Origin of the sequence: Domibacillus indicus (assembly GCF_023715895.1) — a bacterium.
GTDB classification, from domain to species: Bacteria; Bacillota; Bacilli; order Bacillales; family Domibacillaceae; genus Domibacillus; species Domibacillus indicus_A.
Genome location: NZ_JAMBOO010000012.1, coordinates 60632 through 86063 on the forward strand (window position 1 = coordinate 60632; position 25432 = coordinate 86063).

19 protein-coding genes, 1 pseudogene and 1 other annotated feature are annotated in these 25432 nt (G+C 39.3%); of the genes and pseudogenes, 12 read left to right on the forward strand and 8 right to left on the reverse strand.

Translation table 11 applies throughout. The features are described 5' to 3' along the window. Positions 1 to 234 precede the first annotated feature (234 nt). Positions 235 to 849, forward strand: coding sequence for a hypothetical protein (locus M3221_RS16190; RefSeq protein ID WP_251272767.1), 615 nt, complete (start codon positions 235 to 237; stop codon positions 847 to 849). 109 nt (positions 850 to 958) lie between these two features. Here the strand turns inward: M3221_RS16190 and M3221_RS16195 are convergent, their stop codons facing one another. Further along, positions 959 to 1759 carry a GH25 family lysozyme gene (locus M3221_RS16195; protein WP_251272768.1) on the reverse strand — a complete coding sequence of 267 codons (801 nt, stop codon included), beginning with the start codon at positions 1757 to 1759 and terminating at the stop codon, positions 959 to 961. A gap of 310 nt (positions 1760 to 2069) precedes the next feature. On the opposite strand from M3221_RS16195, the gene M3221_RS16200 reads away from it, so the two are divergent. Beyond that, a complete protein-coding gene (locus tag M3221_RS16200) occupies positions 2070 to 2453 on the forward strand; it encodes a hypothetical protein (protein ID WP_251272769.1) in 384 nt (127 codons plus the stop codon). Positions 2454 to 2553: 100 nt separating this feature from the next. Here M3221_RS16200 and M3221_RS16205 read toward each other — a convergent pair whose 3' ends face one another. Further along, positions 2554 to 2766 (reverse strand): hypothetical protein, encoded by a 213-nt coding sequence (locus tag M3221_RS16205; RefSeq protein ID WP_242235522.1) that lies wholly within the window; start codon positions 2764 to 2766, stop codon positions 2554 to 2556. Positions 2767 to 3336: 570 nt separating this feature from the next. On the opposite strand from M3221_RS16205, the gene M3221_RS16210 reads away from it, so the two are divergent. Beyond that, entirely contained in the window at positions 3337 to 3747 is a 411-nt protein-coding gene (locus tag M3221_RS16210; protein ID WP_251272770.1) for a helix-turn-helix domain-containing protein, read from the forward strand. An 18-nt stretch (positions 3748 to 3765) separates the two neighbouring features. Then, positions 3766 to 4551, forward strand: a pseudogene (locus M3221_RS16215) (RNA-guided endonuclease TnpB family protein); the annotation flags it as partial. A 650-nt stretch (positions 4552 to 5201) separates the two neighbouring features. On the opposite strand, the gene ileS reads toward M3221_RS16215, so the two are convergent. Beyond that, entirely contained in the window at positions 5202 to 8276 is a 3075-nt protein-coding gene (gene ileS, locus M3221_RS16220) for an isoleucine--tRNA ligase (protein ID WP_251272772.1), read from the reverse strand. 72 nt (positions 8277 to 8348) lie between these two features. Then, positions 8349 to 8578, reverse strand: a binding site (T-box leader). Positions 8579 to 8824: 246 nt separating this feature from the next. Here ileS and M3221_RS16225 point away from each other — a divergent pair. Together M3221_RS16225 and M3221_RS16230 are read left to right on the forward strand one after the other, a co-directional pair. Next, positions 8825 to 9280, forward strand: coding sequence for a CBO0543 family protein (locus M3221_RS16225; protein ID WP_251272773.1), 456 nt, complete (start codon positions 8825 to 8827; stop codon positions 9278 to 9280). 534 nt (positions 9281 to 9814) lie between these two features. Further along, the gene (locus M3221_RS16230; protein WP_251272774.1) at positions 9815 to 11014 is read left to right on the forward strand and encodes an aminotransferase-like domain-containing protein; all 1200 of its coding nucleotides are present in this window, start codon (positions 9815 to 9817) and stop codon (positions 11012 to 11014) included. 71 nt (positions 11015 to 11085) lie between these two features. Here M3221_RS16230 and asnB read toward each other — a convergent pair whose 3' ends face one another. Together asnB and M3221_RS16240 are read right to left on the reverse strand one after the other, a co-directional pair. Next, positions 11086 to 12987, reverse strand: coding sequence for an asparagine synthase (glutamine-hydrolyzing) (asnB, locus tag M3221_RS16235; protein ID WP_251272775.1), 1902 nt, complete (start codon positions 12985 to 12987; stop codon positions 11086 to 11088). 335 nt (positions 12988 to 13322) lie between these two features. Beyond that, positions 13323 to 14456, reverse strand: coding sequence for a tyrosine-type recombinase/integrase (locus M3221_RS16240; RefSeq protein WP_251272776.1), 1134 nt, complete (start codon positions 14454 to 14456; stop codon positions 13323 to 13325). Positions 14457 to 15033: 577 nt separating this feature from the next. Between M3221_RS16240 and M3221_RS16245 the strand changes: the two genes are divergently transcribed. Continuing rightward, positions 15034 to 16011, forward strand: a complete 978-nt coding sequence (locus M3221_RS16245; protein ID WP_251272777.1) for a helix-turn-helix domain-containing protein — start codon at positions 15034 to 15036, stop codon at positions 16009 to 16011. A gap of 248 nt (positions 16012 to 16259) precedes the next feature. Here M3221_RS16245 and brnQ read toward each other — a convergent pair whose 3' ends face one another. From brnQ to M3221_RS16260, 3 genes are all read right to left on the reverse strand, one after another. Then, positions 16260 to 17618 carry a branched-chain amino acid transport system II carrier protein gene (gene brnQ / locus M3221_RS16250; RefSeq protein WP_251272778.1) on the reverse strand — a complete coding sequence of 453 codons (1359 nt, stop codon included), beginning with the start codon at positions 17616 to 17618 and terminating at the stop codon, positions 16260 to 16262. 272 nt (positions 17619 to 17890) lie between these two features. Beyond that, complete coding sequence (locus M3221_RS16255) at positions 17891 to 18148, reverse strand: HPr family phosphocarrier protein (RefSeq protein ID WP_396120293.1); 258 nt, start codon at positions 18146 to 18148, stop codon at positions 17891 to 17893. A gap of 657 nt (positions 18149 to 18805) precedes the next feature. Beyond that, entirely contained in the window at positions 18806 to 19516 is a 711-nt protein-coding gene (locus tag M3221_RS16260; RefSeq protein WP_251272779.1) for a DUF421 domain-containing protein, read from the reverse strand. Between the two features lie 595 nt (positions 19517 to 20111). On the opposite strand from M3221_RS16260, the gene M3221_RS16265 reads away from it, so the two are divergent. The 5 genes from M3221_RS16265 to M3221_RS16285 all read left to right on the forward strand — a co-directional run bounded on the left by M3221_RS16265 (position 20112) and on the right by M3221_RS16285 (position 25342). Continuing rightward, a complete protein-coding gene (locus tag M3221_RS16265; protein ID WP_251272780.1) occupies positions 20112 to 20312 on the forward strand; it encodes a hypothetical protein in 201 nt (66 codons plus the stop codon). Positions 20313 to 20982: 670 nt separating this feature from the next. Beyond that, the gene (locus M3221_RS16270) at positions 20983 to 21207 is read left to right on the forward strand and encodes a hypothetical protein (protein ID WP_251272781.1); all 225 of its coding nucleotides are present in this window, start codon (positions 20983 to 20985) and stop codon (positions 21205 to 21207) included. Positions 21208 to 22170: 963 nt separating this feature from the next. Beyond that, positions 22171 to 22389: a hypothetical protein gene (locus tag M3221_RS16275; protein WP_251272782.1), complete on the forward strand. Its 219-nt coding sequence runs from the start codon at positions 22171 to 22173 to the stop codon at positions 22387 to 22389. Positions 22390 to 23021: 632 nt separating this feature from the next. Further along, entirely contained in the window at positions 23022 to 23672 is a 651-nt protein-coding gene (locus tag M3221_RS16280; protein ID WP_285880925.1) for a 2OG-Fe(II) oxygenase, read from the forward strand. A 404-nt stretch (positions 23673 to 24076) separates the two neighbouring features. Beyond that, positions 24077 to 25342 (forward strand): sensor histidine kinase, encoded by a 1266-nt coding sequence (locus tag M3221_RS16285; RefSeq protein ID WP_251272783.1) that lies wholly within the window; start codon positions 24077 to 24079, stop codon positions 25340 to 25342. Positions 25343 to 25432 lie beyond the last annotated feature (90 nt).

A 25432-nucleotide genomic window follows, 5' to 3' on the forward strand; every position in this document is an offset into this window, starting at 1 on the left:
TATAAAAACAATACACACAACATTCATTTCTAAAAAATACAAAGGGCCAGTTTAGAAAGTACAGGGTGGTTTTCCTAACCGCCTGATGGGTCGTTATTAGATTGGGGAAAAACCTTATTTTTATGTTTTTTAAAATCATCCATCTCATGCAAAAAATAATATCCAGAATAATGAGCCTTCTATTTCACATACTACAAATGATCTTTTTCAATGAATCGTGAGGAGATGAAATGTGTGAACAACCGAAATGGCATGTTTAAATCTGTGTTGCCTATAGCTGCAACAGGTGTCGCTATCCTTGGCATCGTCAGAGGAATACGCAGCAGGTCTTTCCAGCCCTTTTTCCAAACCATTTTAAGTTCTCTAAGGGGAGCGGCTCCACAAGTTGCACAAGGTATGATGGGCGGACAAATAGGGAAAAGTTTGGCACAGCCTCTTCAAGGAATAATGAATAGCCAAGGCGCTCAACAACAGCCAGCTAATCAACAAAACCCGCAGGCTTCGCAAGGTATGACAGGTGGACAAACTGGGCAAAACATGACACAGCCTCTCCAAGGAATGATGAATAATCAAGGCGGTCAACAGCAGCCAGTCAGTCAACAAAACCCGCAGACTTCACAAGGTATGATGGGTGGACAAACTGGGCAAAACATGGCACAACTTCTCCAAGGAATGATGAAAAATCAAGGCGCTCAGCAGCAGCCAGCCAATCAGCAAAACCCGCAGACTTCACAAGGTATGATGGGTGGACAAACTGCACATAACATGGCACAGCCTTCTCTGGGAACAATGAATAATCAGGGCTCCCGGCAGCAAGCTGCAATTCCAAAAAATTCGGCCCGTCAATGAACAAATAGAACAGACATTTAAACATACCGACAGCGTACATGATGGAGAATACAATGATGATGGCAAGAAAAGACGTGTAGCCCCGGCGGGAGAACCAGGGCTTTTTTTGTTACTTATTTTCATGACGAATCTGGGGATTCAAACCGACTTTGCGGGCGATTACATTCCGGCCGGCTTCTGCCGCTTCTCTGCTTAGGAAAGTGCCTGTCCATACCCTCTTGTCTTTCGAGAATGTGTGAAAACCAGTTACTTTTTTGATTGTATCCGCCGCCGCTTCTGCGCTTTCGTCAGTTGAGAACGTACCGGTGAAAATCCGGTATGTGCCTGGTGTAGAAGCCGCTGTAATGGTACTGAGAAAAAATGCTAATGTTTTGTCGCTGTTTAACCGGCTTAAGTCAACAGGCCCAGACACACCAGCAAGCCGGCCATTATCTGTATACTGCCACAAGTCACAGGAATAATCCGGCTTTTGGCTGCTATAGCGGGGAAGCCAGACAAAGTCCGCATCTACCTGATCGGCATCAAATGCTTTGTATGTATGATGACCTGTATACAGCCCCACTTTTTTTGCGCCCAGGCGGCGTAATTCATCGAGGTAAGCCTGCGTGCCCGCTCTCATATCCTCCATCGTTTTTACTTCAACGTCCGCTATCCAAAAGAAAGCGTTTTCGTCGCCTCGGTTCCAAAAATCCTGCGCTTCTTTTTTTGCATCGTTTATAGAAACAAATCGGCAAAATGCATAATTGCCAAATGGAATGTTATTTGCTTTGCAGCCAGCCGCATTTTGGGAATAGGTTCGGTCCTGAATACTCGAGCCATCCTGCACCCGAAGAATCGCCAAATCCAATTCTTTTGCTGCAGCAGCCCAGTTAATAGTGCCTTGATGATGAGATATATCGACAATTTTCATCGTGTTTTACCACCTTTCTTGATTAATTATACGATGCTCTCTTCCAGCTATTCGAATCCCTCATAGAACACTCGTAACAAAAACTTTAAACAGCCTGTTCATACTTTTATTATTCCTGCTCCCGTCAGTACTGCATACTTTCAAACGACTAAGGGTTAGGTTTACTATTCGTATGCGTAAAAAGGCGGAAATAACGTGAAAATCAAGACTACATGCAGGCATATATGATACATTTCAAATGTGTGTAAGTTAAGATTGATCCTAATAAAATATTTTTGCGGGAAGCTTATAAAAATACAGGAGGAACAGTATGGGATATTTTAAAGCAAGAACCGCTGATAGGTTGAGGAATATATACAGTGTCATTATTGAATATACCGGAACAAAAGAATCATTGGAATCTTTGCCGCTCTCCACATCAAAGTTAATTTGGCAATATGATCACAGCCGCAGCTCTTCTTTTTTAACAGGTATGTTTAACAGAAGAAAAAAACCAGTGTTTTTGATTGATATAGTGGAGACCGATCAAATAAGTGAGAGTATGCTGGAAGATAAACGTACGGCATTATATGAATTAGATGATTTACTGACCGATGGAATATACATTGAATTTAAAGATCCAAAAGAACAAACAATATTCATGTTGGAGGCACCTCATGTTTTGAACAAGTGGGCTGCCCTTCAAAGAGTTTAACATACATAATCTTTGGAGCTTAGCAAAGCTGGATTACAAAAAAGCTGGACTGCAGAGCAGTCCAGCTTTTCTCATTTCACACTTTCTTTTTGAGCAGCCATTAAGTGCAGCCTTCACACTCATAATAATTGTCTTTCAAATCTAATACCTTCAACAGGTCGCCAATCTCGATATCTTCTTCTTCTGTCATTTCGATATCTGCTACTCTGGCTTTGATCGCCTTATGAGCTGCTTCTTCGTCAGGCATGGCTACGCTGAACTCGCCCTCAGTACCTGTTGATACTACTCGATAGGCAAACAAAAATCGTTTCATCGCTTGTTTGTCCCCCTTTCCTATATCCTGCTTTCCCATCATAAACGAAAACAATTGAATAAGGAAAAGTTTTGACTTCGAAGTAAATCAATGAAACCATTTCACTAGGCACGTATATTTTTTGTGAGCATTTCTTGTTTCAGAAAAATTTTTAAATCTTTTCACCAACATTTATGCTCATTTCATTAAGTGACAAAAATAAACATTCTTAAACATAGTGTGAAGAAATAATGATTCTCGTACAAAATTCGTGTATTTTCGACAAAACAGACCTCTACCGCATATAAAAATGTCATGATATATTTGGAAAAACTCAATCTTTGTTGAAAAGAATAGAGCCAGAGAAAAATATGTCCCCACACTTTATTCTTACCATGCTGAAAACGTTAGAAACATTTCCGACAACAGAGATATGTTTAACATTTTATAATTTTCGGCGAGAACACCCCCACTTCAAGCTTGCTAAGTGGGAGATGAATCGCTGCTCTTTCAGTCATTCTTTTTCCTTGAACGCTCTATTGCCAAAATGGTATAATTAGGTATAGAACAAATGTTCAGGGGGTGAGGAAAATGATGAAAACCAAAACAGATGAAACAAAGAACCTTCATTTTAAAGCCTTTCGGTTTAAAATCCATCCAAGTGATGAGCAAAAACAACTGATTAACCAGACGATCGGCTGCTGCCGGTTTGTCTACAATTATATATTAAATGAAAACATCAAGAGTTTCGAAAAAACAAAAAAACGGTATACAGAAACAGCTGCTAAAAAGCTCCTCCCTGGACTAAAAGAAACGTTCAAATGGTTGTCTGATTCTGACAGTATTGCTCTTCAGGCAAGCATCGAATATCAGTACGAAGGATTCAAAAAATATAAGGAACAGCCGAAAAAAGAATTAAAAAAACGAGCCGCTAAAAAATGTGCAGAAGGCTATACGCCAACGGCGTATGACTTTAAGGGCCATCCGACATTCAAAAGCTAGAAAAACCCGGTCCAAAGCTACACAACCAAAATGACAAACAACAATATTAAAATAATAGACAACTACATTCAGCTGCCGAAACTCGGCTGGATTCGTTTTTCAAAGTCCCGTGATATCGAAGGAAACATTAAGCGTGTGTCAGTGTGCCGAAGCAGCACCGGCCGTTATTCGATTTCGGTTATCTGCGAGATGCCATATTCGCCCTACAAACCAAGCACCGATGATGCCATTGGGATCGATCTAGGATTAAAAGAGTTTGCCGTGCTCTCCAACGGTGAATCCATTGCCAACCCGAAATACTATCAAAAATACGAAAAGCGATTAGCCTTTCTTCAGCGTGCGTTTGTACGTAAAAAAGAAGGTTCGAAATCGTGGAAAAAAAATAAAGCCCAGATTGCTAAACTACACGAAAAAATCAAACACACAAGAGAAGATTTTCTTCACAAGCTGACGACTAAGCTCGTTCATGAAAACCAAGTGATCGCAGTGGAGAATTTGTCAGTAAAGAATCTCATCCAAAGCAAAAAACTAAGCAAGGGGATTCACGATGCGTCATGGTCAAGGTTCAACGAAATGCTTGCTTACAAAGCGAAGTGGTACGGACGGACGATCATAAAAGTCGATCCGTTCTTCCCATCAAGCCAGCTCTGCTCAAGGTGCGGGCATCAGCATAAGGATGTAAAAAGTCTCGCTGTCCGGGTGTGGGAGTGTCCATCCTGCGGTGTGCGTCACGACCGGGACCTGAATGCGAGCCTGAATATTAAAAAAGAAGCCCTTCGGCTTCTTTCACTTCAGTCTAGTTAAGATTGGTCATAAAACCGTTGGAATACGGGGTTAGCCTGATTACTGGGGGTCGAAGATCCTCTTGCCCAGGAATCCCCCACTTCGACCGTCAGGTAAGTGGGGAGTAGTTCAAAAGATAGATCAAACGCCTGCCATCAATGTTGGTTATGTAGACAAGCCTTTTAAAGTATCATGCTTGAAGAAATGCACCAGTAAATATTATCGTGATAAATCAGCTGCGCTTTCCACTATCAACAGGGCACTAAATACACACGTTCAAGAGTCTTCAGCTTAATAGCAGCACAAATAATCAATTTCTCTAAAAGTTTTTTATCCTTATTTATCTTGTTACTCGTTATTCGCACATTTTCTCTTTACCACAAATAAAATAATTGTTTGAAATTTTTAAATATTGTTAATAATATTAAAGAGTCCTTTCCCAAGCGGAGCAGCTGACAAACGGCTGCCCCGTTTTATTTTTTAAAAGACCAAGATCCTTACAAAATTAGTATATAGGATCTGCTAAACAATAACATTAGAAAAAATACTCGAAAACGAGCTTTTCTAAAAAGCAAAACCACCTAATATGTGTTGATATTAAGTGGTATTGCTGAAACTTTGATCGGGCATTTAAAAATCGGGATTACTTAATGTTTATGGATACAGGCCTTCTATTTCTCCAAGGCAAGGTGGACTTCCTTTCCATCAATCATAAAGGCTTTCATATGTTCACGCTTCTCAAAATGGAGAGACCGCAGGACCAGGCTGCTTTGCACTAATTGATCATGTTTTTGAAGCATCTTCTGGATATTAGCGGCAGCATGGATAAATAAGTGAACTCTTAACTCTACAGGCAGGTTCAATTCTTTCCGGTAAGCCTGCACCGCCCGAATGATTTCTCTTACGGTTCCTTCTTCTTTTAATTCTTCGGTTAACGCTGTCTCCAAAACGACCGTGAAAGAATCGTTTTCTGCAAGCGCAAATCCTTCTGGTGTGTGCTTAGTGATTAACAGGTCTTCTTTTTGGAGGTTTACCCTTGTTCCATCTGTCAGTTCAAGATTCAGGCTTCCATCTTGAAGCAGCCGGCTGATTTCTTCCTTTTTCAGCCCTTCAGCTCTTTTCTTCAGTTCAACCATGTGCCTGCCGAATTTCGGCCCGGCCGCTGCAAAATTAAGCTTTACCGTATAATCGACCAGCTCTAGTGTGCCAGCGGGCTGAATGTGTTTTACATTGGTTTCATCTTGAATAATAGATGTATATGAAAGCAAATAGGATACGTCCTGATGCTTAGCGGGCAGAATATAAAGCCTGGCGAGCGGCTGCTTCGTTTTGATTTTTGCTGCGTTCCGGATTGATCTTGTCAGCTCAACCACCTGCAGAACACTGCTCATTTCCTGTTCCAGCTGCGGATTCATCCTGTTTTTTTCCGGTTTCGGATAATCGGACAAGTGGACACTTTGCCCCGTTAATCCGGAATAAATGTCTTCTGCGAGAAAGGGAGTATACGGCGCAGCTAGCTGAGCGGTTTTCTTTAAAGCTTCGTGTAGCGTGCGAAAAGCAGCCCTCTTATCCGGATTCATCCCAGCACCCCAGAAACGCTGTCTGGACCGCCGTACATACCAGTTGCTCATGTCTTCGACAAACGAAGCAATACTTCTTGCGCCGGCGGTAAAATCATACGCATCTAAAAACGCTCGTACGTCCTTGATAACGGTATTGAGGCGCGATAAAATCCACTCATCAAGGATGGATCGTGTTTCCTCTCCCTCTTCTTCAGGGTCAAACTGGTCAATCTCTGCATACAGCGAATAAAACGAATACACGTTGAGCAGTGTATCCACCATTTTTGATTTGGCCTGGCTGACTAGCCCCTTTGAAAAACGCTTGTTATTCCATGGAGCGCTGTCTGCGAGCAGTGCCCATCTGAGCGCGTCGGCGCCAAATTCTTCGATCAGTTCAACTGGATCAAGAGCATTTCCTTTACTTTTAGACATTTTCTGTCCGTTTTCATCCAGGATATGCCCTAAAGAAAGAACCCGTTTATACGGAAGTTTGCCGGTAAACAGAACAGAGACCGCCAGCAGGCTGTAAAACCAGCCTCTCGTCTGATCTACACCTTCTGCAATGACATCAGCCGGAAATTGTTTTTCAAATAATGCTTTGTTCTCAAACGGATAATGATACTGTGCATACGGCATTGAACCGCTGTCAAACCAGACATCAATCACTTCTGGAGTCCGTTTCATAGATGCGCCGCATTCACATAAAAGCTCTACTTTATCGACGTATGGTTTATGAAGCTCAATGTTATCCGGTACTGCGCCTGCAGCCCACTGCTGCAGTTCTTTGATGGAATGAGGAGCTCTTTCTTCCCCGCATTCCCCACATTGCCAAATATTTAGTGGGGTGCCCCAGTAGCGGCTTCGGCCAATATTCCAGTCGACCATATTTTCTAGAAAGTTGCCGAACCGGCCTTCTTTTATATGATCCGGAAACCATTCAACCGACTGGTTATGTTTCTGCATAAGTTCTTTGACAGCCGTTGTTCGAATAAACCAGCCCTCCATTGCATAGTAAAGAAGCGGACTGTCACAGCGCCAGCAGTGCGGGTAGCTGTGTTCGTATTTTTGTTTATGAAACAGGAGGTTTTTTCCCGCTAACAGCTTAATAATTTCTACATCGCACTCTTTCACAAATTTTCCAGCAAGCGGTGTAACCGCGTCGGTATATCGCCCTTTACGGTCTACAACATTCACAAAATCAAGCCCATTGGCCTGGACGGCCCGATAATCATCTTCTCCGTATGCCGGTGCTATATGCACAAGGCCAGTTCCGTTCGTATCTGTTACGAAGTCAGCTAAAACCACTTTATGGCCATTTTTGACCGAAACAAAGTCAAACGGTGCTTCATATGCTGTATCTGCCAGATCATGGCCCTTGATAACCTTTAAAACTTCTCCCTCCCCCTGCATCACTTGACCAACGAGTTTTTTGGCGACCACAAAAACCTCTGATCCCCGTCTCACTTTCACATAATCGATGTCTGGGTGAACAGCAAGAGCGACATTTGCCGGCAGTGTCCACGGCGTAGTGGTCCACCCCAGCAGGTACTCATTTTCTTTGCCTTTTATCCGGAACTTAGCAGTCGCAGATAAATCAGAAACGTCTTTATACCCCTGAGCGGTTTCATGAGAGCTAAGCGATGTTTCGCAATTTGGACAATACGGAACGACGCGATGCCCTTTATAAAGAAATCCTTTGTCATGAATGGAAGCTAGGATATTCCAGACCGATTCAATATAGCTGTTCTCAAGCGTAATATAGGGATCGCCCATATCTACCCAATAGCCAAGGGACTCGGTAAACTTACGCCACTCTTTTTCGTAAGAAAATACACTTTCTTTGCATTTCTCAATAAAAGATTCAACACCGTATTGTTCAATTTCATCTTTTCCGCGGATCTTCAGCTGCTTTTCTACTCCTAGCTCTACCGGCAGTCCGTGCGTATCCCAGCCTGCTTTTCGAATGACCTGATAGCCGGACATGGTTTTGTAGCGGGCTACAAAATCCTTGATTGTTCTCCCCAATGCGTGGCCGGCATGCGGCAAACCATTGGCAGTAGGCGGCCCTTCATAAAAAACAAACGTTTCCTGGCCTTCCCTGTTTGTAATGGACAGACGAAATGTCCCTTTCTTTTCCCATGCTGCCCTGATCCGAGTTTCTCTTTCAAATGCCGTCTCTTTCATTGGTCTCACCTCGTTTTTTAGAATTTAAAAACCCGATTCTGATACTGCGCAGAATCGGGTTTATAAACAAATAAACAACGGATAAAAAGAAAAAAACCATCAGTAGTGGTTTTCCTTTATCTCTCACTACGTACCATCATACGCGTTCTTTTTAACGGCAGAAACCCGTCAAAGCTTAACCTGTGTTCAGCTTTGCTTCTCGGAGAGGATTTTCACTGTGGTCTTACCGTTGACTCTCAGCAAATCGTCAACTCTCTGTAGATAAGATGGTCACAGCTACTCTTTCTCGTCATCGAATTCTCATATTTTGTTAATAGTTATTGGCTATCTTACGCTCCATATTCCCCGTTGTCAACAAAATTCAGAAAATTTATTCCTTCATCATTCGACATAAGGCGACTATTTTTCCTCATTGTGGTATAGCGATTTAAAAAATGGACAGGTTACCTCATAAGTGAATCGGCAATACATTTTTTACTGCCTGCCTGTTTAAAGCGCATACATTAGGTATCTTACCATTCTGCATTCCATGAAGGAGTTAGGGCGACATGTACTTCTCTATGACTTTGCTGGCCATACCGTGGATTATTGCTTTGTGGCACCTTTATCCAAAAGATAAGCAGCTGATCCCATTGATCGCTCCTTTTGCTGCCGTTGTATCCTTTATTGTCAACGGGCTGGGTGTGTATTTTGGTTTTTGGCGTTTTTACCCTTTTATCGAACTAAATGTTTTCGCTACGTACCCCTGTAATTTAGGTATCTTTCCTGTTTTAGGCTGCTATATGATTTACTTTGTTCAAAAAACAAAGCATCCCTATGTGATTGTTTTTGGAATCACTCTGTTCACCACGCTTCTTGAAGGGCTGTTCGTTTTAATGGGTAAAGTTGTATACGGAAATGGATGGAATCTTTTTTGGACCTTTATTTCGTATCTCTTGCCTTATCTTTTAGGATACTCGTTTTATTTGTATTTACAAAAGCTGAACATCATTAAAAGGAAGTAAACGTTACTTATTTTTTAATATATGCTTTTTTATGTATAAATTACCACAATAAGGTTCATACTGATATTGTTAGTTTCAAAACCTAACTCCTATAGAACCGAAACCATTTCGCAGCCAGGCTTTCCGCCTGGCTGTCTTTTGTCGTTTTTATTATTCGATGATAACAAACAGGAGTAACCCATATAAAAATGCTGAATCACATGAAAGGTGTATAGCCAAAGTTCTAGCGCAAAAGAGTGCTTTTACTTTAGTTTCATCCATTTTCTTTTAAAAAGCATGTCTTTCACATTATGGACTTTCGAAAAGCTCCCATGCTGATGTATTTTTTATTATATAAATATACTTTACAATTCGGCGAATAAGTTATCGAATAAATCAAAAAATAAATAATATTTCGTTGATGAAGGTTGCCAGAATGATAAATGAATGTATATTATTAGCAATAGAATCTTTTTGAAGCTTATGCATAAAATAACGTTTCTCCTATCCTTATGGACTTGATAAGTGAGAAACCAAAAAGTGGAGTGTGTAGTAATGGAAAGTAAATTTGCTAAAAGAGCGAGCCGGGTTAAGTCTTCAGAAACGCGCGAAATTTTAAAGGTAACGGAACGGCCAGAGGTTATTTCCTTTGCTGGAGGTCTACCGGCGCCTGAACTGTTTCCAGTTGAAGCGTTAAACGCAGCCTGTGAAGCTGTACTGAAAGAAGACGGGCCGGCTTCTCTTCAATACAGTACAACGGAAGGCTATATTCCCTTAAGAAACGCGATCATCAAGCGTATGAGTGCCATCGGCATTCAGGCTTCCCTGGAGCAGGTGATCATTACATCCGGTTCACAGCAGGCGATTGACCTGACAGGGAGACTGCTTCTAGATGAAGGAGATACTATTCTTTGTGAAAGCCCCACCTATCTGGCTGCAATCAACGCCTTTAAAGTGTATGATGCCAACTTTGTGGAAGTAGATATGGATGAAGACGGTATGGTTATGGAAGCGTTGGAGAAGCAGCTGCAGCTGCATCCTAACGCTAAATTTATCTACACCATTCCTGATTTTCAAAATCCGACTGGCCGAACAATGAAACTCGAAAGACGAAAAAGAATGATTGAACTTGCCAATCAATACAATGTGCTCATCGTGGAAGACAATCCATATGGAGCGGTACGTTTTTCCGGTGAACCTCTCCCTCCTGTCAAACATTTTGATACAGAAGGCAGAGTCATTTATTTAAGCACGTTTTCAAAAATCTTCACGCCGGGACTTCGGCTTGGCTGGATCTGTGCCGACGAAGGTTTTATTGAAAAATACGTAGCGTTTAAGCAGACCGCTGATTTGCACTCTGACAGCTTTGCTCAGCGAATTACCGCAAAATACATGGAGCTCTATGATATAGAAGCACATATTGAAAAAATTAAAGAAGTATATAAAGAACGATGTACCACAATGCTTGACTGCATTAATCAATTTTTCCCTAAAAGTGTCTCTCACAGCAAGCCCGAAGGCGGATTGTTTATTTGGGTCGAGCTTCCGGATTCAGTTGATTCAAGTAAAATCTTTTTAGAATGTTTGAAAAATGATGTAGCATTTGTGCCAGGTATTCCTTTCTTTCCAAACAGCCAGCAAAAAAATACACTGCGCTTAAATTACTCTAATATGCCGAAAGAGCGGATTATAGAAGGAATGAAGCGCCTGGGAGAAGTGCTTCGGCGCGAACTGCAGAAAGAGCCTGCTTCTTAAAAAGCTCCATAAACGCATTATATATACAAAAAAGCACTTAGACTTTTGCCTAAGTGCTTTTCTTTTTATGTTTATTGATACACCGGGTACTTTTTAGGCTCCATCACAAACACCTGTTCTACATCATATATTTCTTCTACATAAATCTGGTGCCAGATCATAAACACAAGAATCGTCCAGATTTTGCGGCTGTTGTCTTTTTTATTGTCTACATGCTCCTGCAGAAGGCGAAGCGCTTCCTGCTTGTTGAACAAGTAGTCAGTTCCGCTGACTTGAATTAAGTTCACGGCCCAGTCGTATAACTCATCTTTCAGCCAGTGGCGGATTGGTACCGGGAAGCCTAATTTTTTACGGTTTACAACATGGTCTGGCACAATACCTTCAGCTGCTTTGCGCAGTACATACTTCGTGGTGTTATTTTTAATTTTTTGGTCCGTTGCAATGGATGACGCTACGTCAAACACTTTTCGGTCCAAAAACGGCACGCGCAGTTCAAGCGAGTGCGCCATCGTCATTTTATCGGCTTTCAGTAAAATATCTCCCCGAAGCCACGTATGAATGTCGATGTTTTGCATTTTTGTAACCGCATCATAGTCAGCTGACTGGCGATAAATAGGTGCGGTTACGTCCGTATAGCCCGGGTTCGGCTTGTACTGGGACAGCAGGGCTCTTTTTTCCGCTTCTTCAAACATTTTCGCATTTCCGATATACCGCTGTTCAAGCGGTGTCGCACCGCGCTCGATAAAGCTTTTTCCCCTGAATCCATCCGGCAGAATACCGCTCAATGCTTTCAGTGCGCCTTTCACCGGTCCTGGAATCGATTGGAACACGCGCAAAGATTCCGGCTCACGGTAAATATTATAGCCGCCGAACAGCTCGTCCGCCCCTTCCCCGGATAGCACTACTTTCACATGTTTTCTCGCTTCACGCGCTACGAAGTAAAGCGGAACGGCCGCCGGGTCTGCCAATGGATCATCCATATGCCAGATGATCCTAGGAAGCTCCTGTACAAATTCCTCCGGCGAAATAATGTGGCTGATATTTTCTAAACCGAGCGCATCCGCTGTTTCTTTTGCTACATCTACTTCACTGAAGCCATTGCGTTCAAAGCCGACTGAAAAAGTTTTTAAATTCGGATTTACCTGCTTCGCCAGTGACACGATAAAGGAAGAGTCAATTCCACCTGATAAAAAAGAACCAACCGGCACATCACTTCGCATATGCACGTTGACAGAATCAATCATCACATTGCGAATGTCTTTAATAATCTGGTCTTCCGTTGACTTAATCGGGCGGAACGTCGGTTTCCAGTAAGATTGGATCTTCATGGCTTGTCCAGGTTTTTGCGTAAAGAAATGGCCAGGCTCAAGCTTTTTCACGTTTTCCGTCATCGTATCAGGTTCCGGAACGTACTGGAAGCTTAAGTAATGCTGCAGAGACTTGGCATCTAATTCGCCTTTTTGAGCCGGCAAAATGCTTTTCTTTTCAGAGGCAAAGTACGTCTTTTCTCCCTGCTCAAGGTAGAAAAACGGCTTGATACCAAAATGGTCGCGCGCTCCAAAGATCTGCTGTTCTACTTTGTCCCAGATCACAAAGCCAAACATTCCCCTCAGTCTCTTCACTGCTTCTTCCTTCATATCGCTATATAAAGCAATAATCACTTCTGTATCGGATTCCGTCGCAAACTCGTATCCTTTTTCCACTAATTCTTTCCGAAGTTCAACATGGTTGTAGATTTCTCCATTGAAAATAATCCAGTAACGGTCGTTTTCATACGAAAGCGGCTGGTGTCCACATTCAAGATCGATGATACTCAGCCGTTTAAACCCAAACTGCACATGATCCTCCATAAAGTAACCTTCATCATCTGGTCCTCTATGGGTAATCAAGGCATTCATTTTTTTAAAGTTTTCTGCCATTTCTTCTGTTTGTCTATATGGCCGTGCGTGCATACAACCCACAAATCCGCACATACATTACACCTTCTTAGATAAATTTAATAAAATATCGTTTCCAGCTTTATATACGACATCCCTTTGTAGAATCCCTTTTTTTGGATGAAGAAAAATCTGTATTAACTGTACTAATATAAATAGTATAGTTAAATTCACCAAAAAGCAAAGATTTACCAGGGTGGATCATTATACCATGAAAACGAACAAATTTGTATAATAACCTTTATCTACCTTTCCACCATTCCAGAGACTATAAACGGGGAAAAATGACACCGGACAAAGAATGACAAAAAGCCTGTTTTCTAAGGAAAACAGGCTTTTTACACAGTTTTATTTTTATGGTGACAGAGTGCTTATATATACTTGCCGAGCGATTCACTCGACCACTGATGAATGACATGATGTTCTCTGTGAAGAACTTTTTGCAGGTAAATCATCGTTGTGTGAATGTCTTCATGCCCGAGTGCTTTCATAATTGAAAAGACATCTGCTTTATTCAAGTGAGAGATAATCGCAAAACTATGCCTGAATACGTGGGCTGTTAATTTAATATGACCGGAATGAACAAAAGGCAGGTCCACTTCTTTGATCACTCTTTTCAAATAATGGGCGAGTCCGTCTGGTTTAAATGCCCGTCCTGTACTTGTGACAAACAGCGGTTCCTCACTGCTGTTCGGAAAAGTAACAGGACGAAACCGCGCTTTTCGATACTGAAGGATGCTCTCCAGCACTTTTTCTTTTAAAGGAATTTCCCGCCGCTTGTTTCCTTTTCCTGTGACGGACAAATAATGATGCCCCAAAATGCTGTCATACTGCACATCGGCCAGTGTCAGACGGCATAATTCCTCATTCCGCATGCCGGTGCTGACTAGTACATGAATAAGGGCAAAAGCAATGTATTGCTTTCGCTCCTCAAAGTAATCCAGCAGCTGGATTACTTCATGCGGCCCTAAATCGCGGTTCGGCCGGTCTTCGGAACGGACCGAAACGGTCAGCAGTTCTTCATGGATTGGCTTTTGGATATAGCCGCTTTTAAATAAAAAGGAGAAAAAGCTTTTCCAAATAACCGTTTTTCTTTCAAGTGTGGCAGGTGAATAGCTTCCCCTTTTCTTTACGTGCGGGCTGTCTTCCGCGACCCACTTTTGGTACCGTCGCAGGTGCCGCTTTTCTAAGCTCTTAAACAGGGAATCATCCACGATATCCAAATCTAAATGCAGCACAGGCCCATTCTCAAGCATCTGTTTAATCATCATATGTAATTCTTTTTCATACTCCCGAATCGTACGTTTGGAACGATTCGCTTTTTTGTTTAAATTGGTTTCCCGGTATAAAAAGTAATGCAGCATATCCCGGTCGTTAAAATAGTAAAAATCCGGCTTCCCTTCCCTCTCTGCCCGGTCTTTCTGATCAACCAGCGCAGAAATGGCTTCTTCCGTGTTCTCGGGAATAAGTAGACTATTTTCATTATGTATGATTAATTTGCCCATATATATCTCCTAATTATTTATAAACCCCTTTTTAATTAATATATATTTTCATTATAAAATAAATTAAATTATTTTTATACAATTAAAAATGAAATAATCATTAATTAATTTCTTTTGAATTTTAAATAAACTATCTTATATCAAAAAATATAACATTTGTTGATTTTATTACAATAGTTAATATATAAAAAATTTTTATTTTAAACATTTATTTTAAATTAAGTATTTTTTGTATTTTATTTTTTAATGAATTATAATAGGAGTATAAATACTATTAAAAATAAAGTTTATTATTATACATATTTTATTTTTGAATTGATTTATTATTTCTTTTTAAAAGCATGATCACTTTTTTCTCTGTGTATAATTAAACTTGTTTATGTAACAGCAAGGCAAAGAGAGAAAAAGAAGAGCATATATCGGATGGAACAAAGAAATGGCTTTTCACCTGATAGGAAAAGCTGTTTCTTATAAGATGTTACAAATGATTCTGCTCAGCTTGAAACACTGCTTGTAGAGAGCGGCATATATAATGGAAGAAACTCGGATTAAAATGAAGGAGAATGAATAAATAAACATGAATATTTCGGATTGCTACACCACAAAAGAAGCGGCTGAACGCCTTGGAAAATCAGTGGTTACGATCGGCCACTATATACGAACTGGAAAACTGACACCCGTTGAGGATTTTTGGGGCGGACACCGGGGGCATTTATTTGAAAAAAGCGCGGTTGATCGGCTAAAAGAGGAGCTCAATCAGGAACAGCCGAACGGAATGATGACAGGAGAAGCCGCTGCTTATTTAGGTGTAACGAGAGCCGTGCTGCAATCTTACCTCCAAGAGCAGCTTATCCCTTTTGAAAAAACGACCTGGCGCAGCCGGGAAGTTGTAACCATCAAAAAAGTCGACTTAGATTTGTTTCAAGAAACGCATAAAGAGCGTCTTGTAGAAGATCGCCTCAAGCAGCGCTTGTTTTATGACCGTAAAAAGCAGATGGCTTTTTACCAGCGCTTTTCGTCCAGCACGATTCAGGAAGCACGCCTCACTTGGGATACCCAGAAAGAATGGGTGTTTTTTATCCAGGATACCGGCGCCCAGCTATCATTTGAAGAAGGCATTTATAAGCATGATTTAACCCCAGACTACACACTTTCTTTTGGCAAACGGACTGGAACGCCTGGCTACGCGAAGCTGTCGCTGCCTTTACAGTTGTCCTTTACCCGACAGTTTCTGGATCTCTTATACGAGCAGTTTGACTTATCCAATGTTTATATGGATATACGGCAGAAAGAAAATATTATCGTCCTTTACGTTAAGGATATGCTATTAAATGCAGTGGAAAATGCGGAAACACTTGGCCATTTTTTAGAAAGCAACGCAGAAGAAGGTTTTGTAGCAGCCAATAACAGCCAAATTCGGATCGAATCGGCTGAAAAAAGTCTGTCTATTTACCTGCCGGCTGATATTAAAAAGAAAATCAAGCAGGCAGCAACAGAACAAGGCACAACCATGCAGGAGATCTCTAAAAGAATTATTATGGATTACTTTAAATAACGAGGTAAAATAAAAGATCCTTAAAAAGCGGCTTTCTGTTGAAGAAGCCGTTTTTTATATATTTTCCTTTTGCTGTTCCTTTTAAAGTTTACATAATAAATTTATCGTTAATAACAAATCAGATGATTTTATACAAAAAAACACCTTTACGCAAAAATAACGTAAAGGTGTTTTGATCTTTCGTACTCTACAGGCTTTGTGACATTGAAAGAATTATTTATTTTGCTCCATGATATCATACTGTGAGTTTATACCGCTCTTCTTCCTGGCTTGCTCTGCTCTTTTTCCTGCTTCGTTCTAGTAAACAAGCTGATGATATATCCGGCAAGTCCGCCTGCAATCGCAGGGAAGATCCAGCCCAGCCCGAATCCATAAAGCGGAAGATAATTTGTGAAAAAAGCATCGATAGCTGAAATATTCAAGCCAGCTCCTTTTAAACCATCCATGATACTCACTAAAAAGGTTAACAACATGCTGCCTTGATACACGTGGGCATGTCCTTTAAATAAAGGATGAAGGAACGTCAAAACGATCAAGACGATCGCTAATGGATAAAGAACAGTCAATACTGGTACAGAAATTGAAATTAATTGAGCTAGACCAATATTAGCGATAACGGCACTAAATACACATAATACTACGGCAATCGTTTTATACGGGATGTTCGGGAACAGTTTGTGGAAATAAGCAGAACAAGCTGTGATCAGTCCTACACTTGTTGTTAAACAAGCAACCGTAATCATTAAACCTAACAAAACTCCGCCGTATGTTCCGAAGTAGTAGTCCGAGACACTTGCCAAAACTGCTCCGCCATTATCTAGACGTCCCACACCCGTTACACTGGCAGCCCCCATATAAGACAGAGCTGTATAGATAGCTGCAAGAATAACAGCGGCGATTCCAACCGCTTTTAAACAAACGATCAAAATATCTTTTCTCGTTTTTGCACCTTTTTCTTTGATTGCATTAATAATGATGATACCAAATACAAAGGATGCAAGTGTATCCATTGTCAGGTACCCTTCCTGGAATCCATTGAAAAAGGCATTCGTTTGATACTTTTCTGCAGGCGCCTGCAGCTTACCAATTGGGTTAAAGCATGCGACTACTACTAAAATCCCGATAAATGTGATTTTGATTGGTGTAAGGAATTTTCCGACAATATCGACAATTTTCGCTGGATTTAAAGAGAAAAAGCATGTGATGCTATAAAAGATCACTGTGAAAATCAGCAAAGGTACAAACGTTGAATTTTCTGACAAAAATGGTTTTACGCCAATCTCAAAAGAAACACTTCCTGTCCGTGGAATCGCGAACAAAGGACCGATTGCCAAATAAAGAACGGTTGTAAAGACGAGACCGAAAATAGGATGAACGCGGCTCGCTAAGGACTGTAAATCCTCTTTTCCAGAAAAGCCAAATGCCATAACCCCTATTAGAGGAAGGCCTACTCCGGTTACCAAAAAGCCGGCAGTTGCTATCCAGACATTTGTCCCTGCTGACTGGCCAAGCATAGCCGGGAAAATCAAGTTTCCTGCTCCAAAAAATAAAGCAAACAGCATCAAGCCGATCACTACTATAAATGAAAATGGTATTTTGTTTGACACTAAAAAAGCCTCCTGTTGTTACTCTTGTTGTCACAAACCATCCCCTATCATACACCAATTGAATGAAAAGTGTAAGAGTTTCGTAAATATCCAGAAAATTAAATTAATATTATACTAAAATACTTTTTCCTGATTTTTCTTAAAATTTTTACAACAGTTTATATTCTTTTACACATAACAAATACCCCTGCTCTCTTAAGCGATCAGGGGTATGTTCAAGAAAAATAACATATTAATACAGTCATGTTGGATTTCCTTTTATATGCTTTGTTTTATGGGGTAGAAAGAAATTTTTCAAGCGAATCCAATGCTTTTTCCTCATCGCTTCCATCAGCAATAAGCTTCACTTCAGTTCCTGGAGTCAATGCCGCAGCCATGACACCCATAATACTTTTAGCGGCAATCACTTTTTCATTGCGGATCAGGGTAATGTTGCTGCTGAATGTATTCGCTTTTTCAACAAATCGAGCAGCAGGTTTTGATTGAAGTCCTTCTTTTAATCCAATTTTCACGTTTCTTTCTAACATCATGCAGCCCAGCCTTTCACTTTATATTTTAAAATTTGAAAACGCTTTCTAGATTATTTCCATTTTATCTTATTTTTATACCTCTTTGAAATAGGCAAAGTGCCTAAAGAATTTTCCGCTTCTTTGTGCAAAGCGTGCAGTCCTGGCCTGAATTAAAGCGTTTCCAGCTTTTTGTTTACTTACAAATATTGTTTTACTGGTTGTTGGAACAAGTAAGTAATACTGTTGGTTCACTTGAATAAAAATATATTTATTTATTCCATACAATATGCCAATAAGAATGGCCGCTTTAGCAAATAACCTTTGGCACAGTTATGTTTATTTCTCTAGGCACTGCTCCCCTATCCCTCCTCTTTATTTGTTTTTTATTTTAGCATCAACTTCTGAAAAAGGGAAATTTTTACCTTTGATTTTGTGGATTTTTAATGATGGCCCAAGAAAACAAAGTAAAATCCACGCCCTGTATCAGCAAAACAAGACTTACTAACAAATATTATCTAGTTTCTTCTTTTTTTCACAAAAATACATATATACAAGTATTTATATATATATGTATACAAATGAATGTAATTTTAGAAAAATATTTTCTTCTTTATTCCTGACTAAAATAATGGAGTAAAAAAGCAGACCATCCTTTTTAAAAAGAACGGGCTGCTCTGTTTATGACTGATCTGGATAATGATAAACGTTTAGTTTATCACCTTTTAAGGTCGCTAACAAAACGTCCGCCGCCTTTGATTCATTGTGAGCTTTTAACTGGCTGTTAAGCCACGCTTCATCTTTACCGCTTTTCTTCAATTCCTCATGGTCTATTTCCCCTTCTTTGATTACGGCCCGTGATATAGACAACGGCTTTACAGGCAGCTTCATATCAGCTGGAGTGACAGGTGCATGTTTAGGATGAAGAAAAAAGGAAATCGTTCCGTTCGGTTCCCAGATTGCATGTGAGACTTTTTGGATATCTTCAATTTGGCTTTTTCGCAGCTCAGCCAACAAGATATCAATAGAAATTCTTGCTTTTCTTAAGTTTTGGTATCTAATTTTCCCCTGCTCAATGAGCGGATAGGGAGAGGGATCAAGAAAACGCTGGAATCTTTTCCACTTTAAACTCAAATAAGTGCCCGCAATGTATAAAACCACCAACACGACCATAGAGATCATTGAGCCTTTTAATCCTAAATGTTGGTCCGATAAAGGATGAGCTAAAATATTCCCAATTAAAATGGCCATTACAAAATCAAGCAGCCTTAGCTGCGCCATCGACCGCTGGCCCATTATTTTTGCAGCCAAAAGTAAAAACAAAAAAGCAACAAGCGCTCTTAAAATCCATTGAATGGTTGTAAGAGATTCCTGGGCATGAAAAAAATCCACAAGGTTCACTTCCCCTGCCTTAACTTTGTTAAATGAGTACCTGTAGCATTCCCTATTCATGTAAATTTATAACGCAGATAATCAAAACAGTTCTTTGTCTGTTCTCCAACAAACCAGTTTTACCGCTTCTCTCAATCCCGATTCTCTATTCGATCATAGGATCTGTAAGAGGTATAATTAGAACCTAGATAAATTTTTAATAATCGGTACACCTAGACAACGTATCCCTTTACATACAAAACTGGCGGCGGAGCATTTCAGTATAAGCCTTTGAAAGTCATAGATATTCATTGAAGAAAATTCGTTTTGCATGCACAGTCTCTCATTTATAATTAGAGTTTCATTAGTATGGTAGACGGCGCCCTTGCCTCTCTCCAGGCCTCTAAGAGGTGTTCCCCGGGGACGCTAAAACGAAAACGAGTAATAAAGTGTGTGATTTGGTTGTTAGAATGATAAGGGTTAAAAATTACAATCACTTCCCTTGTATATATGACGAAAAGGTGTCTGCTGAATGTGAACACTTTTTGACTCCCTCCTTGTTTAGGATTAAACGTCAATAAAACGAGTAAACTATTAACAAAGGGAGGGATTGGTCATGAACTTGGCATACAGCTATCTGCAGTTACACAAAGAATACCTGCTCGACATAAGCGAGCAAAATCGTCCCGGTGAGATGAATCAATTTGAAGTACTTTGTTTGGATTTATATAACTGGCTGCAAAAAGAGCAAGGACTTACTGAGGCACAGGCAAAAGCAATTATAGAAGGTTCTCATATGCACGATGATGTTGCATAAGCCTACGGGCTCTTTTTTTTGTTCACTTTCTTTATTTTGCTTTACTTTTAAGTGGAGGAGTGTTGATTGTGTTATTATCTGTTTTTTAATTTATTATTGAATTTTGCACATTGTTAATTATGTATTAAATAGAGAGCGCATTTCACTTTTGACTTTTTCATTATTCTAGATGGATATCTGGATGATGATCGCTCATTTCATATTAGATTTCGCATCATTATTTTTGTTTTGCGATCCAGTAATCTGCATCTATATCCATAACCATCCTCCTTAAAAATAAATTGGAAAAAGGTTTTGTTAACAGCGCTTTATCACGCTTAAAGTATAGTTATCTATACCAGTTGATGGAATTTCACAAGTATAAACCTGTAAATTTTGATACAACAGCTACTAATTGGTATAGACAACTAGTTTTTACTCGGTTACACTTGTTCCTTCCTTTTTTCATAAAGTCTTCTGCTATAAATCTATTCGAATTGCTGTGTCCATTTTTCTTCCTAACTATATCCTTCTTTCTGAAAAACCATAACGCCCTGTTGCCTAATTAATATTTTCCAAGACAAGATTCGACAAACTATTCACTTTTCTCTTGGTACAATACTCTTCGGTAAACCAAAAGAAAACATATAAAAAGTAAAGAAAGCTGGTCAAGCGAGAGGAGCTACTATCATTGAAAGTACTAAAATCTGCACATGCCCCAGACCTATACTGTCTGTGGAACAATATTGGAAAAGAAGTAACTGAAGCTGTGGCTTATGATCGAATTATGAAAAGTATCGTAGATGAAGACGACTGGGATCCAGGTATCTTTAGGTGGGTCAGCGATAATACTCTTAATTTTGAGGAATGGCAAGAGATTGTAGTTTCACCAATTACATATACTCATCATGGATGACCGGCTTCGGCTGGTCTTTTTTTAAAATTTTAAAATAAACAGGAGAAAAGAATCCTGCTATAATCCGAATAAATTATTTTTGTTTGGCCTGTATAAGATCCTTTGAATTTGTCCATAATATGCCTATGAGCCCCCCCATTTTCTCATGCGATAACCCATAACACTGTGCAGCCAGAGATCTATCTGGCTTTTTTTGCATATTTTTCATTAATTGTGGGAAATAATCAGTATCAAGGCATTAAATAGTTCCCCTACCATTAATGCCCTTGATGCTCCTTTTAGCCTTGGAGCTTTTCAAGCTCTAAGGCCTTTTTATAGTACTTTATCCGACGGGCTACCATAGTTCTGCTGTTGATCTGTAAATGTCATGTTTCTTTAGTCAAACACCCCTCACTTGGCTATCTTCTTACACCCATTTTCCTAAAGCAGCTTTATTATGATCTAACCTTTAGCTTGAAAACATTTTTGAATCATTTTTATGAAGAAACTTCCACGATATCATTACAACTCAAAATGAAAATCCGTTAAATTATTCTCCCTTCAGATTGAATCTCTAATTATTGGTCTATCCTGTTGCTTTATGGCATATGTTAGTATGGTTAGCTTTTCATTTAGCTCCTGTAACGAATTGGTTTTTCAGTGAGTTCATTGGGCCCACTGTGTTTATTTGTGTCTTCGCACGGATAATTTTTTCCTTCTAAAACCAAGTATGGAAAAGAGAGAAAGAGAACCTGAAATACATTTATTTACTTTCCTTGAAGGATATATTAGGGTTTACCTGTTTGGACATTTTTTTAATTTTTTTGTTTATAGTTATAAATTCTTCAAAAAAGGGGTATATGCATTTTGAATAAGCAAACACTTATCCGATTAAAAATGCAACGATCAATAATCATCTTAGACTTTCACCAGCCTCTTTCCTTGTGCTTTTGCAAAGGTTAGAACCAGAGAGGAGAATTAACATTGTCATTAAATAGCCTGCAGGATTTGCTAGAAACATTGTGTTCTTTTAACACCATCAATATTACCCATACTTTCGAAAAGGATGAGCAGCCGATTGCTTCAGTTTGCTGCTTAAAAGATACTTCTATCATCCAGTTAACACTTTATGAAACCCAGTCAATTAAGCAGTATAAAAGTATTGAAGAAGCAGCAACCGCGATTGATAAATTGCTCAATTAGATTTTATCTCCTAGTAAAAAATGATTTGATTTACAGCCGTTTTCGTCGAATCCCTTCATACTGAGCAGGCATCCAAAGCATTATATAGGTTTACCTGCTTTTATAATCTGCTATAGCAAGGTGTTCCCTTCGTGAGTAAAAGAACACAACCGATGTTGATTCTTTAAACTTGATAAGTTTAAAGTTCAGAGGTATGATTCTTTCATTACCTAGAAATGGAGGGGATAAAAATGCACTGGCTTCGCTTAATCCCTGTAGCTTTTTTCTCTTTATCGGCTTTATCGCTATTTACCATTCAAGCCGAGGGAATTCTACATTCTATCCAGGAATTTATCGCTTTTTATAAGCAGGATTCCTGATTCATTTGATAAAATCCCTTTAAGGGATTTTTTTTATGTATTCCTTTAGCACTACTCTCCCAAGCAAGAAACAATCCCCTTCTTTCAAAGTAAGCTTTGCATCCTTTCCTCCATTTTTCCATTTACTTGTTAATAAAAAGTTTATATTGTTCTCATTATACTAAATCAATCACTCAAACTAAATTCGTGATATAATTCTCATAGTAAACGCTTACCCAAATACCTATCACTAAAGTAAATATTAACTTTTTAAGGGGCTGTTGAACGGTGATCATGGATAGTAACCAAGCAACCATAAAAGAACAAACCATTTTTAGCCACACAGGAAATCTTATTCAAACCGAAGATAGAGAAATTAAGGTCATTGCGCGATTTGAGGAACCGCTCATTGTCGTTTTAGGAAATGTGTTGAGCGATGAAGAATGCGATGAGCTGATCAACTTGTCAAAAGACAATGTGCAGCGTTCAAAAATTGGAGCTTCACATGAAGTAAATGAAATGAGAACAAGCAGCGGAACGTTTTTGCAAGGTGATGAAAGCGATATCATTGAAAAAGTTGAAAAAAGACTGTCCTCGATTATGAATATACCCATTGAACATGGAGATGGTCTTCACATTTTAAAATATACTCCTGGTCAAGAGTACAAAGCGCATTTTGATTTTTTTGCCCCAACAAGTCCTGCAGCGAAAAATAATAGAATCAGTACACTCGTTTTGTACTTAAACGATGTAGAACAAGGCGGAGAAACCTTTTTCCCTAAACTTAATTTTTCTGTTTCTCCACAAAAAGGAATGGCGGTCTACTTTGAATACTTTTATAACGATAAAAGCATAAACGAACTTACTTTGCACGGTGGAGCACCCGTTATCAGGGGAGAAAAATGGATTGCTACACAGTGGATGAGAAGGCAGAAGTTAAGATAAAGAGGAAAAGCCAAACTTTGACTAATCAAGGTTTGGCTTTTTAAATGAAGTTGAATAGCTGGGTCACTTATGCCTGCTGCCAAGTCGTTAACATCCCACCCTGTGAATCTTTACTTCACTTTTCCACCTTAATTGATATCGATGCTTATTGAAGGCAGCAACTCTCCTTACATGTTTCCAGATAAAATCTTTCTAGTGTAATTATAATTTTGGCAAAAATGAAATAACGTACCGTTAGTGTCGTCTTTTGTCGAAGAAAATTGATAGAATTTAGACTTTTATTGTAGGAAAATAATAATTCTAAGCAGGTAATTTTCTAATTGCTTTTCCTTGGCTTTAAAAAGTTTATACAGGTGAAGTGAGAGTAGTGATTATTACAGAGAGGACCAAAAGGAGTTACAAGCATGAATACTACATTTGAAACATTTCAAGTCCTTTTATTACACCTTCTTCTAATTCTTACTTTTTTCTTTTTATTTATATATGTTAGCCAGTCTAAATGGAACAGATTTATGAATGGATTTTTTAATATTGCTATCTCTGGGAGCTCCATTATTCTTTGCATGACTTTCCCAATTATTACGCCAAGCCATACAGTGGATTTTCGACAGGTTCCCTTTTTCATTGGCTCTTTATACGGAGGAAGAAAAGTTGCTTTTGTTCTATTTATAATTCTTATCGCCTACCGGCTGTATTTAGGGTATCCTGACTTTCAGGGAGCTTTGCTGGCCTACACTGCGATCTTAATTTTACTATGGATTACTATTCCTTTTTTTCATAAAGCAACTGTTTTAAAGAGAAAACTTTTTGTTATCTTCATGATTTCATTTATAGCTATACTAAGTATTGTGTCTACTTTTTATTTGTCTTTCCCCGAGCTAATGAATTTCAGCTACCTGGCATCTGCATCCGTTTTCTTTCTTGCTCAATTTGTTGCACTCTCTTTTTTTATCATATTTATTGAAAAGTCCAGAAGTGAGAAGCATTTAACCAAAGAAATCAGAAAATTAGAAAAGTTAAAGACCATCAGTGATATTGCGGCCAGTATTTCTCATGAAGTAAGAAATCCTTTAACTGTTTCAAAAGGATTTCTCCAAATGCTAAGAGATCCTCTTCTTAAGGAAGAGGAAAAAAACAGGTACATAGATATAGCAGTAGAGGAATTGGATAGAGCTGAATCCGTAATTAGTGATTACCTCACTTTCGCTAAACCTTCAATAGAAAATGTTAGAACATTGAATTTAAAAAAGGAACTTACTTCTGCCATCAAAGTAATTAAGCCTTTTGCCGACATGAATAATGTTTATATTGAACTGCAACAGTATCCAGATGTTTACATTGCAGGTGAAGATCAGAAACTTCATCAGTCTCTCATTAATCTTATTAAAAATGCTATAGAAGCAATACCTGAAGGAGGAAAAGTAGCTATTTCGCTACAGAAACAAAACGGCAAAGCAGTTATCACTATCGAAGATACGGGAGTTGGCATGACAGAAGAACAAATTGAGCGTTTAGGGACCCCTTACTACACAACGAAAGAAAAAGGAACTGGGCTCGGCACAATGGTGATCTTCAGCATTATAAAAGCGATGCGTGGTGAAATTAAAGTAAACAGTGAAGTAGGAAAAGGCACTCGCTTTACGATTCTCCTTCCATTGGTTGAACATTAAGGCTTGCAAATCTGCATATGATATACAACATAATCGAGATCCTGACGGAAGGGCTTATGAAAGATAGGAAATAGATAATGCTTTAGAAAG